This window comes from Variovorax sp. 05T418 (genome assembly GCF_056396385.1).
In genome coordinates this window covers 248124-263836 of record NZ_JBFTLJ010000006.1, presented here as the reverse complement: position 1 = coordinate 263836, position 15713 = coordinate 248124, and the positions used below count along the sequence as shown (strand labels likewise).

14 protein-coding genes are annotated in these 15713 nt (G+C 69.3%); 13 read left to right on the top strand and 1 reads right to left on the bottom strand.

Annotated features, from left to right (window positions below):
- Nucleotides 1-16: 16 nt before the first annotated feature.
- On the top strand, nt 17-703 hold the full coding sequence (locus tag AC1DMS_RS15015) for a YceH family protein (RefSeq protein ID WP_436289385.1): 687 nt from the start codon (nt 17-19) through the stop codon (nt 701-703).
- A 49-nt stretch (nt 704-752) separates the two neighbouring features.
- Here AC1DMS_RS15015 and AC1DMS_RS15010 read toward each other — a convergent pair whose 3' ends face one another.
- On the bottom strand, nt 753-1946 hold the full coding sequence (locus tag AC1DMS_RS15010) for a patatin-like phospholipase family protein (protein WP_027730193.1): 1194 nt from the start codon (nt 1944-1946) through the stop codon (nt 753-755).
- Between the two features lie 104 nt (nt 1947-2050).
- Here AC1DMS_RS15010 and apbC point away from each other — a divergent pair, with 104 nt between their 5' ends.
- The 12 genes from apbC (at nt 2051) to AC1DMS_RS14950 (ending at nt 15677) form a co-directional block, all read left to right on the top strand.
- Nucleotides 2051-3142 carry an iron-sulfur cluster carrier protein ApbC gene (gene apbC / locus AC1DMS_RS15005; protein WP_015866850.1) on the top strand — a complete coding sequence of 364 codons (1092 nt, stop codon included), beginning with the start codon at nt 2051-2053 and terminating at the stop codon, nt 3140-3142.
- Between the two features lie 15 nt (nt 3143-3157).
- The gene (locus AC1DMS_RS15000; protein WP_018906440.1) at nt 3158-4102 is read left to right on the top strand and encodes a LysR substrate-binding domain-containing protein; all 945 of its coding nucleotides are present in this window, start codon (nt 3158-3160) and stop codon (nt 4100-4102) included.
- A gap of 250 nt (nt 4103-4352) precedes the next feature.
- Nucleotides 4353-6098: an NAD(P)H-dependent oxidoreductase subunit E gene (locus tag AC1DMS_RS14995; protein ID WP_478181331.1), complete on the top strand. Its 1746-nt coding sequence runs from the start codon at nt 4353-4355 to the stop codon at nt 6096-6098.
- Nucleotides 6095-8968: a formate dehydrogenase subunit alpha gene (gene fdhF / locus AC1DMS_RS14990; RefSeq protein ID WP_369663393.1), complete on the top strand. Its 2874-nt coding sequence runs from the start codon at nt 6095-6097 to the stop codon at nt 8966-8968. Before AC1DMS_RS14995 ends, fdhF begins: the two co-directional genes overlap by 4 nt.
- Nucleotides 8969-9052: 84 nt before the next feature.
- Complete coding sequence (locus AC1DMS_RS14985; protein WP_478181313.1) at nt 9053-9400, top strand: winged helix-turn-helix domain-containing protein; 348 nt, start codon at nt 9053-9055, stop codon at nt 9398-9400.
- Between the two features lie 113 nt (nt 9401-9513).
- Nucleotides 9514-10197 carry a molybdate ABC transporter permease subunit gene (gene modB / locus AC1DMS_RS14980; protein WP_015866845.1) on the top strand — a complete coding sequence of 228 codons (684 nt, stop codon included), beginning with the start codon at nt 9514-9516 and terminating at the stop codon, nt 10195-10197.
- A gap of 28 nt (nt 10198-10225) precedes the next feature.
- On the top strand, nt 10226-10975 hold the full coding sequence (modA, locus tag AC1DMS_RS14975; protein WP_478181312.1) for a molybdate ABC transporter substrate-binding protein: 750 nt from the start codon (nt 10226-10228) through the stop codon (nt 10973-10975).
- The gene (locus AC1DMS_RS14970; protein WP_015866843.1) at nt 10972-11766 is read left to right on the top strand and encodes an ABC transporter ATP-binding protein; all 795 of its coding nucleotides are present in this window, start codon (nt 10972-10974) and stop codon (nt 11764-11766) included. The genes modA and AC1DMS_RS14970 overlap by 4 nt, the downstream gene beginning before the upstream one ends.
- A gap of 19 nt (nt 11767-11785) precedes the next feature.
- Nucleotides 11786-12355 (top strand): DUF3305 domain-containing protein, encoded by a 570-nt coding sequence (locus AC1DMS_RS14965; protein ID WP_369663391.1) that lies wholly within the window; start codon nt 11786-11788, stop codon nt 12353-12355.
- A complete protein-coding gene (locus AC1DMS_RS14960; protein ID WP_027730198.1) occupies nt 12348-13001 on the top strand; it encodes a DUF3306 domain-containing protein in 654 nt (217 codons plus the stop codon). The genes AC1DMS_RS14965 and AC1DMS_RS14960 overlap by 8 nt, the downstream gene beginning before the upstream one ends.
- Complete coding sequence (locus AC1DMS_RS14955; RefSeq protein ID WP_478181311.1) at nt 12925-15063, top strand: 4Fe-4S dicluster domain-containing protein; 2139 nt, start codon at nt 12925-12927, stop codon at nt 15061-15063. Before AC1DMS_RS14960 ends, AC1DMS_RS14955 begins: the two co-directional genes overlap by 77 nt.
- Nucleotides 15060-15677: a TorD/DmsD family molecular chaperone gene (locus AC1DMS_RS14950; RefSeq protein WP_018906448.1), complete on the top strand. Its 618-nt coding sequence runs from the start codon at nt 15060-15062 to the stop codon at nt 15675-15677. The genes AC1DMS_RS14955 and AC1DMS_RS14950 overlap by 4 nt, the downstream gene beginning before the upstream one ends.
- Nucleotides 15678-15713: the final 36 nt, after the last annotated feature.

Genomic DNA, 15713 nt, shown 5'->3' with positions numbered 1-15713 from the left:
CAGGATTCCTTGAGCAATGACCCAGGCCCTTCCCATTCTTTCGCTCGTCGAAACCCGCGTGCTCGGCGTGCTGGCCGAGAAGCAGCGCACCGTGCCCGACAGCTATCCGCTGACGCTCAATTCGCTGGTGTCCGGCTGCAACCAGAAGACCAGCCGCAACCCGGTGCTCGAACTGAGCGAGGCCCAGGTGCAGGCCGCCATCGACAGCCTCAAGGGCTACAGCCTGGTGGCCGAAACCAGCGGCGGCCGGGCGTTCCGCTACGAGCACAACATCGACCGCGTGCTGCGCATTCCGTCGCAGTCGGTGATCCTGCTCACGGTGCTGATGCTGCGCGGCCCGCAAACGGCGGGCGAACTGCGCATCGCCTGCGACCGCATGCACAACTTCGCGGACATCTCGTCGGTCGAGGGTTTTCTCGACGAGCTCGCCGAGCGCTCGGCCGGCGCGCTGGTGGTGAAGCTCGCGCGGCTGCCGGGCGCGCGCGAAAGCCGCTGGGCGCACTTGCTGAGCGGCGCGCCGGCGGAAGAAGTTGCGGGGCCCGCGGGTGCGTCGTCCGATGCTGCTTACGGCGCGCACGATGCATCGCTCGGCGAGGTTGCCGCGCTCAGGGCCAATGTGGCGCGGCTCGAGGCCGAGCTCGCATCGCTGAAGGCGCTGGTGGGGCGGGTGTGCTCGGAGCTTGGGATTTCCGAGGCGGGGTAGCGCGTTGAGGAGTGTTCCTGGCGACAGCGGCGGTGCGCGCTGACCTGCGTCAGGCCGCCGCATCCCACCCGAAGAAGCTCAGCACCTCGGCCTGCTGGCGCAGCGTGTCGGCCCGCCCGAGCGCCATCAGCTCGCGCGTGTAGCCCGCCTCGAACAGCAGGTAGCTCGCGAGCGCACCGCCCTTCACGTCGGCCGCAACCTTGGAGCCGCCCAGCAGGTGGCGCACCGCGCCGGGCAGTGCATCGACATGGCGCGCCGCGATCACGTCCAGGCGCTCCGACGGCGCGATCACCAGCAGGTCGAGCGGGCGCAGCGTGCTCGATGCGCGCGCTTCCTCGGGAATGAGGCCGAGCGTGTGGTTGATGCGCCGCAGCCGCTCGATGTCCACCGCCAGCGCATCGAGAAAGATGCTCGACAGCGCATGGCCCGCGATCTGCGCCATGGTGGGATAGCCGCTGTAGGTGTTGGGCGCGTCGGCGTCGCGCGGTTCGTGCATGCGGCCTGCGCCGATCACCAGGATGCGCTGGGCACCCAGGTGGATGGCCGCGGCGATGGGCGCCGACTGGCGCATCGAGCCGTCGCCGAAATATTCGGTGTGCCCCTGCATCGGCAGCGCGGTGGCCGGAAACACGAAGGGAATGGCCGACGAGGCCAGCAGGTGCGCGTGGCTGAGGCGGTCGCGCACCGACAGCCGCTGCGAACGCACCCAGGGCTCCATCGGCACCGCGGCCTCGAAGAAGGTGACGTGCTCGCCCGAGCTGTAGCTCGAGGCGGTCACGGCCAGCGCCTGCAGGTGGCCCTGCTGCATGAGCCGGGGCAGGCGCTCGAGCGGCACCATGCGCGCCAGCAGCTCGGCCAGCGGCGCGTTGTCCAGCAGCGAGCGCGGCTTGATGCGCATCCAGTTGGCGGCAAAGCGCCCGAGCCCGAGCAGCATGCGCCAGCGCGTGCCGCTGCCGAGCACCGACAGCGAATCGGCGCGGTAGACCTGGCCCGCGTGGAAGTCGCGCCAGACCTGCGCGATGCGCTCGACGGCCCCGTCGAAGTCGTCGGCGCCGCAGGCCAGCGCGGCCGCGTTGATGGCGCCGGCCGAGGTGCCGGTGATCACTTCGAAGGGATTGCGCCGGCCGGCCAGGCCCGCCGCGCGCCGGATGCCGGCAATGGCCTCGAGCACGCCGACCTGGTAGGCGGCCCGGGCGCCGCCGCCGGTGAGCAGGAGACCGGTGGCGGGGGGTGTCTCTGGCATTTGATATCGGTGTTGTTGTCCCCGGTGGGGGAAAGGCGATGCATGCGCACCCGGGGGCGAGCCATGAGACCCACTAGACTACCCGCCATTCAGGAGTTAGATCAATGGCACTCACCCCAGAGGGGCTCATGGACGCGCTCAAGGCCGTCGCAGACCCCAACACCGGCAAGAATTTCGTGGCGACCCGGTCGCTCAAGAACCTGCAGATCGCGGATGGCGACGTGTCGTTCGACCTCGAGCTCGGCTACCCGGCCAAGAGCCAGCACGCGGCCATGCGCAAGGCGCTGGTGGCGGCCGCAAAGACGGTGCCGGGCGTGAGCAACGTCTCGGTCAACATCACGACCAAGGTCATCAGCCATGCGGTGCAGCGCGGCGTGCAGCTGATGCCCAACGTGAAGAACATCATCGCGGTGGCGTCCGGCAAGGGTGGCGTGGGCAAGAGCACCACCGCCGCCAACCTGGCGCTGGCGCTGGCCGCCGAAGGCGCGGCGGTCGGGCTGCTGGACGCCGACATCTACGGCCCGAGCCAGCCGATGATGCTGGGCATCGAGGGCCGGCCCGAGAGCGAGGACGGCAAGACCATGGAGCCGCTCGAGAACCACGGCGTGCAGGTCATGTCGATCGGCTTCCTGGTCGACCAGGACGAGGCCATGATCTGGCGCGGCCCCATGGCCACCCAGGCGCTGGAGCAACTGCTGCGCCAGACCAACTGGAAAGACCTCGACTACCTGATCGTCGACATGCCGCCCGGCACCGGCGACATCCAGCTGACCCTTTCGCAGCGCGTGCCGATGACCGGCGCGGTGATCGTCACCACGCCGCAGGACATCGCGCTGCTCGATGCCAAGAAGGGCATCAAGATGTTCGAGAAGGTCGGCGTGCCGATCCTGGGCATCGTGGAAAACATGGCGGTGCACATCTGCTCCAACTGCGGCCACGTCGAGCACATCTTCGGCTCCGAGGGCGGCAAGAAGATGGCGGCGCAATACCAGATGGACTACCTGGGCGCGCTGCCGCTGGACATCAACATCCGCCTGCAGGCCGACAGCGGCAAGCCGACCGTGGTGGCCGACCCCGACGGCGAAGTGGCCGGCATCTACAAGGCCGTCGCACGCCAGGTGGCCGTGGGCATTGCGGAGAAGGCCAAGGACTTCTCGGCGAAGTTCCCGACCATTTCCATCAGCAAGAACACCTGATCGGCGGCGCGCCCCGTGAATCTTCTCGCGTCGATGCGCTACCTGGTCGCGCTCAGCGAGCACAAGCATTTCGGACGCGCGGCGCAGGCCTGCCACATCACTCAGCCGGCGCTGTCGAATGCGCTGCGCTCGCTCGAAAGCGAATTTGGCGTGGTCATCGTCAAGCGGGCGCGCGTCTACGTGGGCCTCACGCACGAAGGCGAGCGGGTGCTGGCCACGGCGCAGCGCATGCTGCGCGACAACGAGGTGCTGCAGCAGGAGCTGCGCAGCGAAGAGGGCCATCCGCGCGGGCGGCTGCGCATGGCGGCCGTGCCCACCGCCATTCCGATGCTGTCGCGCTTTGCCGCGATGCTGCACGAGATGCATCCGGGCATCGTGCCGGCGGTGCTCTCGATGAGTTCGCAAGAGCTGGAAACGGGGCTTGAAAGCCTCTCGGTCGACCTCGCGCTCGGCTACACCGAGCGCATGCATTTGCCGGGCATCAAGCTCACGGCATGGCCGCAGAGCGTGGAGCACTACTTCCTGCTGCGGCGCGCGGCCAAGCCCTCGGCCGACCGGCTGCGCATCGGCCAGCCGATCTCGTGGGCCGAGGCCGGCCAGCGGCCGCTGTGCCTGCTCACGCCCGACATGCACAACCGCTCCATCATCGACCAGGCGCTGCGCGACGCCGGCATTGCGCTGGAGCCGGCCATCGAGACCAACTCGGTACTTACCCTTGCATTGGCCGTGCTCGCGGGCACCGTGAGCAGCGTGCTGCCGGGGTCGATGGTCGCGGCCGTGCGCAGCTACCGCGAGCTGGAGGCCTTGCCGCTGGTCGCCCCCGAGGTCAAGACGCCGCTGGGCTTCATGACCCAGACCGGCGTGCGCCCCTCGCGCGCGCTCGATGCCGCGCTGGTGTTCCTGCAGACGCCGGCATGGCGCGAGCAGGTGCGGCTGCACAGCGGCGCGCTCGGCGAATAGCCTGGGCGCGGCACCGTCGCCTGACGGAGGCCATTTAGTTATTGAATCGATCGATGTGCCGATCGAATTTGACGCGCCCAGGGCCGCCCCACACACTCGGTCAGCCCTCAAGCCTTGCTGGGGGGCATTCCCGAGACATCGAAAAAAGGCCCAGGCAGTGAACAACCACCCAGCCACGACCCGCGAGACAACAACAACAAAGGCAGCAGCCAGCACGCACACCATCGTGCCGCTCGCCACCGCCGACGAAATGCGCGAGCGCATCCGCCGCAAGAGCAAGCTCAAGGGCCGCCAGCCCGACGAAGCGGCGCTCGTCGAAGTGCGCACGCTGATCGGTGCGCGTCCGGCCGAGGGCCACCGGCGCGACCTGCTCATCGAGCACCTGCACAAGCTCAACGACGCCTTCCGCTGCCTGCACGACCGCCACCTGGTGGCACTGGCGCGGGAAATGAACATCCCGATGGCCGAGGTCTACGAGGTCGCGACCTTCTATCACCACTTCGAGGTGGTGCGCGGCGACGAGGCCGCGCCGGGCCTCACGGTGCGCGTGTGCGACGGCCTGGCCTGCGAACTGGCCGGTGCCAGGGATCTGCTGGCGCGGCTGCCCGAACTGCTCGGCGTCGAGGGTGGCGACGTGCGCGTGATTGCGGCGCCCTGCATCGGCCGCTGCGAGCAGGCGCCCGCGGTGGCTGTCGACCGGCAGGCCGTGCCGCTCGCGACCACGGCGAAGGTGCTGCAGGCGCTGAAGTCCGATCCTGAGGAAGCCACGGTCGCGTACTTCGACGCGGCCGCGTTCGCCGAGAAAAGCATCTCGCCGCTGCCCGGCGCCATCGAGCGCATGCCGGCCTTCACCGACTACGTCACCTACCGCGCGCACGGCGGCTACGCGCTCGCATCCGCGCTCGTCAACGGCGAGGAAGACGCCGAAGCCATCATCAAGACCATGGAAGATTCGGGCCTGCGCGGCCTGGGCGGCGCGGGCTTTCCGGCCGGGCGCAAGTGGCGCATCGTGCGCGACCAGCCGGCGCCCCGGCTCATGGCGGTCAACATCGACGAAGGCGAGCCCGGCACCTTCAAGGACCGCACCTACCTCGAACGCGATCCGCACCGCTTCCTCGAAGGCCTGGTGGTGGCGGCGCAGATCGTCGGCATCGAGCAGTGCTACATCTACCTGCGCGACGAATACCACGATTGCCGCGCGCTGCTCGAAACCGAGCTGGCGCGGCTGCAGGCCGATCCGCCCTGCGCGCTGCCGCGCATCGAGCTGCGGCGCGGCGCGGGCGCCTACATCTGCGGCGAAGAGTCGGCCATGATCGAAAGCATCGAGGGCAAGCGCGGCGAACCGCGCATGCGCCCGCCCTACATCGCGCAGGTGGGCCTGTTCGGCCGCCCGACGCTGGAACACAACTTCGAAACCCTCTACTGGGTGCGCGACATCGTCGAGAAAGGCGCGGCCTGGTTCAGCGGCTTCGGCCGCCATGGCCGCAAGGGCCTGCGCAGCTTCAGCGTGAGCGGCCGCGTGAAGCACCCGGGCGTCAAGCTCGCGCCCGCGGGCATCACGGTGCAGGAGCTCATCGACGAATACTGCGGCGGCATGCTCGACGGCCACTCGCTCTACGCCTACCTGCCGGGCGGTGCATCGGGCGGCATCCTGCCGGCGCGCATGAACGACATTCCGCTCGACTTCGACACGCTGCAACCTTACGGCTGCTTCATCGGCTCGGCCGCGGTGATGGTGCTGAGCCAGCACGACCGCGCCCGCGACGCCGCGCTCAACGTGATGCGCTTCTTCGAGCACGAAAGCTGCGGCCAGTGCACGCCCTGCCGCGTCGGCACCGCCAAGGCCGCGGCGCTGATGCATGCGCCGGTGTGGGACAACGCCACGCTCGAAGACCTCGCGCAGGTGATGGGCGACGCCTCCATCTGCGGGCTCGGCCAGGCGGCCCCCAACCCGATCCGCTGCATCCAGCAATACTTCCCGGAGGAGGTGGCATGAACGCCCCGTCCAAGCTCGCGGAGCTGATGCCGCAAACCATCGAATTCACGCTCGACGGCCAAGCCATCCAGGCCTTCGACGGCGAGACCATCTACAAGGCGGCCGAGCGCCACGGCGTCGAGATTCCCCACCTGTGCTTCAAGGACGGCTACCGCGCCGACGGCAACTGCCGCGCCTGCGTGGTCGAGGTGAAGGGCGAGCGCACGCTGGCACCCAGCTGCTGCCGCAACGTGACGGCCGGCATGGAAGTGAAGGCCACCAGCGAGCGCGCGCTCAAGAGCCAGAAGATGGTGGTCGAGATGCTGCTGTCCGACATGCCCGACCAGGGCTACAAGTGGATCGGCGACGACGCCACCCAGCAGCACGGCGAGCTCAGCGCCTGGGCGAAGAAGCTCGACATCGCGGTGCGGCCCGAACTCAAGGCGCTGCGGCGCGAGCAGCCCAAGGCCGACATCTCGCACCCCGCGATGGCCGTCAACCTGGACGCCTGCATCCAGTGCAACCGCTGCGTGCGCGCCTGCCGCGAAGAGCAGGTCAACGACGTCATCGGCTATGCGCTGCGCGGCGGCGACAGCAAGATCGTGTTCGACCTGGACGACCCGATGGGCGACAGCACCTGCGTGGCCTGCGGCGAATGCGTGCAGGCCTGCCCGACCGGCGCGCTGATGCCCAAGAGCCACATCGGCTCGCAAGCGGTCGACCGCAAGGTCGATTCGGTGTGCCCGTTCTGCGGCGTGGGCTGCCTCGTCACCTACAACGTCAAGGATGAGAAGATCGTCAGCGTCGACGGCCGCGATGGCCCGGCCAACCACAACCGCCTGTGCGTGAAGGGCCGCTTCGGTTTCGACTACGCGCACCACCCCCAGCGCCTGACCAAGCCGCTGATCCGCAAGGCCGGCATGCCCAAGGATTTTGGCGATGCACCGCGGCCGGACGACTGGAGCGAGTATTTCCGCGAAGCCACCTGGGAAGAGGCGCTCGCGCTCACCACCGGCAAGCTCTCGGGCCTGCGCGACAGCCACGGGCCCAAGTCGCTCGCGGGCTTCGGCTCGGCCAAGGGCAGCAACGAAGAGGCCTACCTGTTCCAGAAGCTCGTGCGCACGGGTTTCGGCAGCAACAACATCGACCACTGCACGCGGCTGTGCCACGCCTCCAGCGTGGCCGCGCTGCTCGAAGGCGTGGGCTCGGGCGCGGTGAGCAACCAGGTCAACGACGTGGAGCATGCAGGGCTGATCTTCGTCATCGGCTCCAACCCCACGGCCAACCACCCCGTGGCCGCCACCTGGATGAAGAACGCCGCCCAGCGCGGCGCCAAGATCGTCTTGGCCGACCCGCGCCGCACCGACATCAGCCGCCATGCCTGGCGCACGCTGCAGTTCAAGGCCGACACCGACGTGGCCATGCTCAACGCGCTGATCCACGCCGTGATCGACGAAGGCCTGGTCGACCAGGAGTTCGTGCGCACGCGCGCCAGCAACTACGAAGCGCTGCGCGAGAACGTCAAGGGCTACAGCCCCGAGGCGATGGCGCCGATCTGCGGCGTGCCGGCCGAAACGCTGCGCGAGGTGGCGCGCGCCTTTGCCACGGCCAAGGGCGCGATGATCCTCTGGGGCATGGGCGTGAGCCAGCACGTGCACGGCACCGACAACGCGCGCTGCCTCATTGCGCTGGCCACCGTCACCGGCCAGATCGGCAAGCCGGGCTCGGGCCTGCATCCGCTGCGCGGCCAGAACAACGTGCAGGGCGCGAGCGACGCGGGCCTGATCCCGATGATGTTCCCCAACTACCAGCGCGTCGACAACCCGGCGGTGCATGCGTGGTTCGAGGACTTCTGGGGCACGCCGCTCGATGCGACGCCGGGCTACACCGTGGTCGAGATCATGCACAAGGCGCTCGCGCCCGACACCGATCCGCACAAGGTGCGCGGCATGTACATCATGGGCGAGAACCCGGCCATGAGCGACCCCGACCTGAACCATGCACGCCATGCGCTCGCGAGCCTGGAGCACCTGGTGGTGCAGGACATCTTCATGACCGAGACCGCGTGGCTCGCCGACGTGGTGCTGCCCGCGAGCGCCTGGCCCGAGAAGACCGGCACGGTGAGCAACACCGACCGCATGGTGCAGCTGGGCAAGCGCGCGCTCAACCCGCCGGGCGACGCGCGGCCCGATCTCTGGATCATCCAGCAGATCGCCAGCGGCATGGGCCTCGCGTGGAACTACGAGGGCGAGGAATCCGGCGTGGCCGCGGTCTACGAGGAAATGCGCCAGGCCATGCATGCGGTGATCAGCGGCATCAGCTGGGAGCGGCTGCAGCGCGATTCGAGCGTGACCTACCCTTGCCTGAGCGAGGAAGACCCGGGCCAGCCCACGGTGTTCATCGACGACTTTCCCACGGCCGACGGCCGCGTGAAGCTGGTGCCGGCCGACATCATTCCGGCCGACGAGCGGCCCGATGCCGAGTACCCCTTCGTGCTCATCACCGGCCGCCAGCTCGAGCACTGGCACACCGGCAGCATGACGCGCCGCGCCACGGTGCTCGACGCGCTCGAGCCCATGGCCACGGCCTCGATGAACCAGGCCGACCTGCTGAAGCTCGGGCTCGAGGCCGGCGACGTGATCACCGTGCAGTCGCGCCGCGGCGAGGTCGCCATCCACGTGCGGCGCGACGACGGCACGCCCAGCGGCGCGGTGTTCGTTCCCTTCGCCTACTACGAGGCGGCGGCCAACCTGATGACCAATGCCGCGCTCGATCCCATGGGCAAGATCCCGGAGTTCAAGTACTGCGCGGTGCGCATTGCGCGCGGCGGCCAGCCGATGGCGGCCGCCGGCTACGGCACCGGCTCCGGCGTGCTCGCGGCGGTGGACTGAGGGCGGGGCGGCGAGGGCCCCGGGGCCATGGTTTAACCTTGGCGCCAAGCTCCTCCCGCACCGTTCCTTCGCATCACCATCGGCATGAAAACCAGAGTCCAGTTCCGCCTGCGCATCTACAGGGACGACAGCATCGCCTTCGGCCCCGGCAAGATCGCCGTGCTGGAGGCGGTGGCGGAAACCGGCTCGATCTCTGCCGCGGCGCGCCAACTGGGCATGTCGTACCGGCGCGCCTGGATGCTGATCGATGAGATGAACAACGCCCTCAGATCCCCGGCCGTGAACACCGCGGCCGGCGGCTCGCGCGGCGGCGGCACCGCGCTCACGCCCGTGGGCGAGGAAATCGTCAAGCACTACCGCGCCATCGAGAACGCCGCACGCCTGGCCACGGCGGCCGACGTGCGCGCGCTGACGCGCCTGCTCGCACCCTGAGCGCTGTTCCCCGCGCTGTATCCGAAGGGATATCGGCGCCATCCTCCCGCACCCGCCACGCATGCCTCTTCAGGGGGAAGCGCCTGTTCGTGCAACAATTGCGTTGTATCTTCATGAATACGACGAACTCCCTCATCGCCTCGGCCGACTGGTTTCCGCTGGTGCTGTCGCTCAAGGTGGCTGCGGTCGCGACCCTGCTGGCGCTCGTGGCCGGCGTGGCGCTGGGCTGGGTGTTCGCGCGCAAGCGCTTTCCGGGCCGCACGGTGCTCGAGGCGGTGTTCATGCTGCCGCTGGTGCTGCCGCCCACAGTCATCGGCTACGCCATCCTGGTGGCGGCGGGGCGCCACAGCCCGCTCGGCAGCTGGCTGCGCGAGCATTTCGACTACAGCATCATCTTCAGCTGGCATGGCGCCGTCGTCGCCTCTGCCGTGGTGGCGCTGCCGCTGGTGCTGAAGTCGGCCAGCGCCGCCTTTGCGGGCGTCGACCGCTCGCTCGAAGCCGCCGCCAGCACGCTGCGCCAGTCGCCGTTCTCGGTGTTCCTGCGCGTGACGCTGCCGCTGGCCTGGCCCGGCATCCTGGCCGGCACGCTGCTCGCATTTGCGCGCGCCATGGGCGAATTCGGCGCCTCGCTGATGGTGGCGGGCTCCATTCCGCAGCAGACCCAGACCCTGTCGATGGCCATCTACGACGCGGTGCAGGCCGGGCATGACGAGCTCGCGCTGCTGCTGGTGGTGGTGACTTCGCTGCTGTCGGTCACCGTGCTGGTGCTGTCGAACCGCTTTTTCTCGCTGCGCTGAGCGCCTTACCCCCAATCTGGAAACCAACATGCGTGCGTTCCGCCTCCTGCTTCTTGTCCTGGCGATGGCGCTGCCGCTCGCTGCAGCGGCCCAGCAGATCACCGTGTCCGCGGCCGCCAGCCTGACGGACGCGTTCAAGGAACTCGGGCCGAAATTCGAGGCGGCGAAGCCGGGCGCCGCGGTGCGCTTCAATTTCGCGGCCTCGGGCGTGCTGCTGCAGCAGATCGGGCAGGGCGCGCCGGTCGACGTGTTCGCTAGCGCCGATCAGGAGACGATGGGCCGCGCCGCCGAGCAGAAGCTCATCGATGCGGCCACGCGCCGCAACTTCGCAAGCAATGCCCTGGTGCTGATCGAGCCGGCAAGGGACGGGGCCGGCGTCCAGTCGCTGCAGGACCTGGCCGGCGCGGGCGTCCGGAAAATTGCCGTGGGCAAGACCGCCACCGTGCCGGTCGGCCGCTACACGCGGCAGGTGCTGGAAGGCGCGGGGCTCTGGAGCGTGCTGGAGCCGAAGTTCGTGCAGGCCGACAGCGTGCGCCAGGTGCTCGACTACGTGGCCCGCGGCGAGGTCGAGGCCGGTTTCGTCTACCGCACCGATGCGGCCGTGATGAGCGAGAAGGTCCGGGTCGCCTTCGCGCCAACCACCGCCACGCCGGTGAGCTACCCGGTCGCGGTGGTGGCCGACAGCCGCCAGAAGGCGCTGGCCGGCGATTTCGTGGCCTTTCTTTCCAGCGACCCGGCGCGCGAGGTGCTCGCGCGCCACGGCTTCGGCAAGCCATGATCGACGTCGACCTGAAGCTCACCGTCACCGATGGCGCCCGGCGCTTCGACCTGGCGGCGCGCTTCGCGACCGACGTGCCTTTTGCCGCGCTCTACGGCCCCTCGGGCGCGGGCAAGACGCTCACGCTGCAGGCCATCGCGGGGCTGCTGCATCCGTCCGCGGGCCATGTGCGGCTGGACGGCCGCACGCTCTACGACTCCGCCCGCGGCATCGACGTGCCGGCGCCGGCGCGGCGCATCGGCTACCTGTTCCAGAACTACGCGCTGTTCCCGCACCTGTCGGTACGCGAGAACGTGGCCTTCGGCCTGACCGCCTGGCACCGGCGCCGGCTGCCGCCGCGTGAGGCCGAGCGGGTGCAGGCGCTGCTCGAAGGCTTCGGCCTGGCGGCGCTGGCCGACAGCCGGCCGCAGAAGCTCTCGGGCGGCCAGCAGCAGCGCGTGGCGCTGGCCCGCGCGCTGGCCTGCCAGCCGCAGGTGCTGCTGCTCGACGAGCCCTTTGCCGCGCTCAACCCCATGCTGCGCAGCGAACTGCGCCAGGAACTCGCGCAGGTGCGCCGCCAGTGGGGCATTCCGGTGCTGATGATCACGCACGACATCGAGGACGTGCTGGCGCTGGCCGACGTGGCCTTCGTCTACAGCGACGGCCAGGTGGTGCGCGAGATCGACCTGCACAACGCGCAAAGCCGCGATTTCGCGCTGCGCGAGGCGGGCGGCGTGCCGGCCGCCGAGGCTTCGCCGCTGCACCGCAAGCTGCGCGGCCTGCTGCTGCAGGACGCAACCGGCCGCGGATGACCCTCGGCGCGAAAGCGGCATGCGGCGGCGCTACGATCGCCGCATGAATCCTTCCATCGATGTTGCCGTCGTGATGCGCCGCGAGCGCGTCGAGAGCCGTTGGCAGTCCTGGCGCTGGATTCTCGAAAGCGTCGGCCCCGACCAGCCCGGCTTCGGCACCGAGCCGCGCCTGCTCGAGGCGAACGAGAGCGCGCAGCGCTGGCTGCACCCCGGCTTCAAGACCGAGCTGTTCCGCGACGACGTGGAGGGCTACCACCTGAATGCCACCACGCCCGCGCCCTGCTGGTTCGTGCTGTGGCGCATGGAGGAAGAGCCCACCATTGCCGACGAGCCGATCGCGCGGCCGGTGGTGGTGAGCCTCAGCTACAACGAGGCCGGCCGCTGGCTCGACGCGCAGGAAACGGTGGAGCAGGTGCCCGCGCCCGAGGAGGTGATCGAGTGGATGCGCGGCTTCGTGCAGGCGCATTACGTGATCGAGCCCAAGCGCCGCAAGCGGCCCGAGAGTTTCCGCCCGCTGGTCGACCGCTTCGGCAATGCGGCCAGCGTGTCGACCGAGAAGAAACGCGGACGCGGAGCGGGCGATGTCTGAGAATTTCTTCGGCCGCTGGTCGCGGCGCAAGCAGGAGGCGCGCGACGAGGTGTTGCCGCCTCCCGCCGCGCAAGAGGTGCAGGAGGCGGCCGCCGCGCGCATCGATGCGGCAGCGCCCCTGCCCGCGGCGGCTGGCCCGGAAGCCGGCCCGTCCTCCGAAGCGCAAGCGGAAATCCCCCCGCCCACGCTCGCCGACGCACAGGCGCTCACGCCCGAGTCCGACTTCCGGCCCTTCGTGGCCAGGAACGTCGCGCCCGAGGTCAAGAACACCGCTTTCAAAAAGCTCTTTGCCGACCCGCAGTTCAATGTGATGGACGGCATGGACACCTACATCGACGACTACTCCCGGTCGACGCCCATCCCCGACAGCGTGCTGCGCCAGATGGCCAGCGCCAAGTTCCTCAGGCTGTTCGAGCACGAGGAAGAAGCCGAGGTGCAACAGGCACCTGCAGTACCCGCGGAAACCCCGCAAGCCGCCGCGCCGCCGGACATGGCACAGTCCGAGCCTCCGGAGGAATTCCTCCCCAGCCAGCAGGTTGCAAACGTGCAGCCCGCAAGCCAGAAGACCGATGACCACAACGCTGATCTGCGACTGCAACCAGACGATGCCGCTCGAGCCGAAGACGCTCGGCGCGGCGCTGGCTGAGCCGCTGCCCCTTCATTCCACGCTGTGCCGCCGCGAGGCGCCGGCCTTCCAGCGCGCCATCCGCTCGGGCGACGAGGTGGTGGTGGCCTGCACGCAGGAGCGCCGGCTGTTCACCGAACTGGCCGAACAGACCGAGGGCGCGACTTCGCCGATCCGCTTCGTGAACATCCGCGAAACCGGCGGCTGGAGCCGCGACGCCAAGAGCGCAAGCCCCAAGATCGCCGCGCTGCTGGCCGTGGCCCATCTGCCCGAGCCCGATCCGGTCTCGACCGTGAGCTACGCAAGCCAGGGCCGGCTCCTGATCGTCGGCCCGCTCGACGCGGCCGAGAAGGCCGCGGCGCTGGTCGCCGATTCGCTGCAGGTCTCGATCTTCTCCACCGGCCCGGGCGCGGCCGGCGGCGCGCAGGAACGCCGCTGGCCCGTGATGGCCGGGCGCATCGCATCGCTCACCGGCTGGCTCGGCGCTTTCTCGTTGAAGTGGACGCGCGACAACCCCATCGACCTGGACCTGTGCACGCGCTGCAACGCGTGCCTTGGCGTCTGTCCCGAGCAGGCGATCGGGCTCGACTACCAGATCGACCTGGCCAAGTGCACCTCGCACCGCGACTGCGAAAAAGCCTGCAGCGTGGCCGGTGCCATCCATTTCGGCCGGGCACCCGAGGCGCTCGATGCCGAGTTCGACCTGGTGCTCGACCTGGGCGCGAACGCGCTGATCGACTGGCATGCGCCGCCGCAAGGCTACTTCCACCTGGCGGGCGGGCTCGCGCATGCCGAAGGCCTGTCGACCGTGCTGCGCCTGCGCGAACTGGTGGGTGAATTCGAGAAGCCGAAGTTCTTCGACTACAAGCAGAAGCTCTGCGCCCACAGCCGCAACGAGGTGGTGGGCTGCAACGCCTGCGTCGAGGTTTGTTCGGCGCACGCCATCTCGAGCGACAAGGAGCGCCAGCGCATCGTCGTCAATCCGCAGCTGTGCGTGGGCTGCGGCGCCTGCACCACCGTGTGCCCGACCGGCGCGCTGGGCTACACCTACCCGCGCACGCCCGACCAGGGCCGCAAGCTGCGCACGCTGCTGGCCACCTACCTTGGCGCCGGCGGCCGCGACGCCACGGTGCTGCTGCACAACGAAGAAGGCGGGCAGGCGCTCGTCGAACAGCTCGGCCGCGCGGCCCAGCTGGGCCGCGGCAAGCGCGACGGCCTCGGCGGCGTGCCCGCGCATGTGCTGCCGGTGGCGTTGATGCACGTCGCGAGCACCGGCATCGACCTGTGGCTCAGCGCCATTGCCTTCGGTGCCTCGCAGGTGGCCGTGCTCGCCACCGGCCAGGAAGCGCCGCAGTACCTCGATGCGCTGAGAAAGCAGATGGCCGTCGCGCAGGCACTGCTCACGGGGCTGGGCTACACCTGCACGCATTTCCACCTGGTCGAGGCCGGCACGCCGGCCGCGCTCGATGCGGCCCTGGCCGGCCTGCGCGCCACGCGCCAGCGCGTGCCCGCCACCGCGGCGCGCTTCGCCGTGGGCGCCGAGAAGCGCGGCACGCTCGAGATGACGCTCGACCACCTGATGGAACAGGCGCCCGCGTTGTCGGCGCCGCCTGCCGATGCCGCCGCAGCGCTTGAAATTGCGCTGCCCGACGGTTCTCCCTTTGGCGCGGTCACGGTCAACAAGGACAGCTGCACGCTGTGCCTGGCCTGCGTGAGCGCCTGCCCTGCGAGTGCGTTGCAGGACAACCAGAATGCGCCGCAGCTGCGCTTCATCGAGAAGAACTGCGTGCAGTGCGGGCTGTGCGCAACCACCTGCCCCGAGAACGCGATTGCGCTGGTGCCGCGCCTCCTGGCCGCGCCCGAGCGCAAGCAGCCCGTGCTGCTCAACGAGGCCAAGCCCTGGGCCTGCATCCGCTGCAGCAAGCCCTTCGGCACGCAAAAGGCGATCGAGGCGATGCTCGGCAAGCTCGCGGGCCACGCCATGTTCCAGGGCGAGGCACTCGAGCGGCTCAAGATGTGCAGCGACTGCCGGGTCATCGACCTGTACAGCGCGCAGAACGAAATGAAGATCACGCAGCTATGAGCCAGTTTCCTCCGATGACCTCCGCCCTCGACGAGGAAATTGCGCGCGCCGAGGTCTACGGCCTGCTCGCGCGCCTCTGGTATGCGGCGCCCGATGCCGAGCTGCTCGGCGCCTTCGGTGTGGCGCCCACCGAGGCGCCCGCGGCCGGCGCCTTCCTCGAGGAGCCTTGGCGCCAGCTGGTCGGCGCGGCGCGCGGCACCGATGCGGCCGCGGTGCATGCCGAGTACGACGCGCTCTTCGGCGGCATGGGCAAGCCCGAGATCTACCTCTTCGGCTCGCACTACCTGAGCGGCTTTCTCAACGACAAGCCGCTGGCGCTGCTGCGCACCGACCTGGCCCGCCTCGGCCTCGCGCGCGGCGACGCCGTCTCCGAAAGCGAAGACCATGTTGCCTGCCTGTTCGAGGTGATGCGCTACCTTATTGCCGGTGACGACGCGGCGGTGGCCAACCTCGCGCAGCAACAGGCTTTTTTCGCCACCCATCTGCAGCCGTGGCTGCCGACGCTCTGCGACGCAGTGGCCCAACATCCGAAGGCGCATTTCTATGCGTCGCTGGCCGGCTTCACCCGGGCCTTCGCCGAGGTCGAGGTCCAGGGCTTCGACATGCTCGGTTAACCTTTTTCAAAGGAAGAGCTTGATAGTCGGGAATAA

Excerpts from the sequence above, each read along its gene's own strand:
- AC1DMS_RS15015 (WP_436289385.1), top strand. The coding sequence starts at position 17 with ATGACCCAGGCCCTTCCCATTCTTTCGCTCGTCGAAACCCGCGTGCTC.
- AC1DMS_RS15010 (WP_027730193.1), bottom strand. The coding sequence starts at position 1,946 with ATGCCAGAGACACCCCCCGCCACCGGTCTCCTGCTCACCGGCGGCGGC.
- apbC (WP_015866850.1), top strand. The coding sequence starts at position 2,051 with ATGGCACTCACCCCAGAGGGGCTCATGGACGCGCTCAAGGCCGTCGCA.
- AC1DMS_RS14995 (WP_478181331.1), top strand. The coding sequence starts at position 4,353 with ATGCGCGAGCGCATCCGCCGCAAGAGCAAGCTCAAGGGCCGCCAGCCC.
- fdhF (WP_369663393.1), top strand. The coding sequence starts at position 6,095 with ATGAACGCCCCGTCCAAGCTCGCGGAGCTGATGCCGCAAACCATCGAA.
- AC1DMS_RS14985 (WP_478181313.1), top strand. The coding sequence starts at position 9,053 with ATGAAAACCAGAGTCCAGTTCCGCCTGCGCATCTACAGGGACGACAGC.
- modB (WP_015866845.1), top strand. The coding sequence starts at position 9,514 with ATGAATACGACGAACTCCCTCATCGCCTCGGCCGACTGGTTTCCGCTG.
- modA (WP_478181312.1), top strand. The coding sequence starts at position 10,226 with ATGCGTGCGTTCCGCCTCCTGCTTCTTGTCCTGGCGATGGCGCTGCCG.
- AC1DMS_RS14970 (WP_015866843.1), top strand. The coding sequence starts at position 10,972 with ATGATCGACGTCGACCTGAAGCTCACCGTCACCGATGGCGCCCGGCGC.
- AC1DMS_RS14965 (WP_369663391.1), top strand. The coding sequence starts at position 11,786 with ATGCGGCGGCGCTACGATCGCCGCATGAATCCTTCCATCGATGTTGCC.
- AC1DMS_RS14960 (WP_027730198.1), top strand. The coding sequence starts at position 12,348 with ATGTCTGAGAATTTCTTCGGCCGCTGGTCGCGGCGCAAGCAGGAGGCG.
- AC1DMS_RS14955 (WP_478181311.1), top strand. The coding sequence starts at position 12,925 with ATGACCACAACGCTGATCTGCGACTGCAACCAGACGATGCCGCTCGAG.
- AC1DMS_RS14950 (WP_018906448.1), top strand. The coding sequence starts at position 15,060 with ATGAGCCAGTTTCCTCCGATGACCTCCGCCCTCGACGAGGAAATTGCG.